This window comes from Streptomyces sp. WAC04114 (genome assembly GCF_019733245.1).
Classification (GTDB): domain Bacteria; phylum Actinomycetota; class Actinomycetes; order Streptomycetales; family Streptomycetaceae; genus Streptomyces; species Streptomyces massasporeus_A.
In genome coordinates this window covers 1-702 of the sequence record NZ_JAIGQA010000406.1, presented here as the reverse complement: position 1 = coordinate 702, position 702 = coordinate 1, and the positions used below count along the sequence as shown (strand labels likewise).

General features: G+C 66.0%; 2 protein-coding genes. One reads left to right on the top strand and one right to left on the bottom strand.

Features of this window, described 5'->3' with window-relative positions; all coding sequences use genetic code 11:
- Window positions 1-80 precede the first annotated feature (80 nt).
- Window positions 81-293, top strand: coding sequence for a hypothetical protein (locus K4G64_RS39470; protein ID WP_221760649.1), 213 nt, complete (start codon window positions 81-83; stop codon window positions 291-293).
- On the opposite strand, the gene K4G64_RS39465 is transcribed toward K4G64_RS39470, so the two are convergent.
- A partial coding sequence (locus K4G64_RS39465; RefSeq protein ID WP_221760648.1) for an ABC-2 family transporter protein occupies window positions 272-702 on the bottom strand: 431 nt, incomplete at its 5' end. The two genes, K4G64_RS39470 and K4G64_RS39465, sit on opposite strands and share 22 nt — an antisense overlap.

The window sequence follows — 702 nt, the reverse complement described above, 5'->3', positions numbered from 1 at the left end:
GAGTCAGTGTGGCAGTAATTTGATGCTGTGTGGCAGTGCTGCCACTGACCAAAATCCCCCGGGCGGACGAAGGTAGAGGCATGAACCTCTTCCTGAACTACCTCGTCGTGACCGCCCTCCTCGCCCTCGTCATCCTCCCCGCGGGCCTCGGCCTCGCCCGTGAGCGCCGACCCGCCCGCCACCTGCTCGACGCCGCACGGAGGGATGTGGAACCGACGGAAACGGAAAGCCGAGGCGCGTTCTCCCAGGAGCCTCACACGGTCGTGGTTGCTCAGTGCCCGCTGCTCTCGTAATGGCGGGACTGGCGCTCCCAGAAGCGGTACGCGGCGTACATGACCACGACGCCGATGGACGGAGCGCCCCAGGCGAGCCATTCAGGCACGGCGAGTTCCTCCTCCCGGTCCATCAGCACCGTCGCCGGCAGATAGGCGACGAAGGCCAGCGGGAAGACGAAGGTCAGCCCGAAGCCGGCCACCGGGCCGAAGATCTTCAGCGGGTAGTTGCCGAAGTCGCTGAAGATCATGTCGATGGCGAACTTGATGGGAGAGACCCTCTTCATCCTGAAGACCAGCGCGGAGGCGGCCAGTTGCAGAGAACCTTCCACCAGCGCACCGCCCACCACGGCGAGCAGGAGGAAGCAGACGGCTCCCGGTGACCAGTCGACCGGGGCGGAGGCCGAGGCGATGGACAGGAGGAACACGC

Bases quoted from the DNA above. Each gene is read 5' to 3' on its own strand.
- K4G64_RS39470 (WP_221760649.1), top strand. From the start codon at position 81: ATGAACCTCTTCCTGAACTACCTCGTCGTGACCGCCCTCCTCGCCCTC.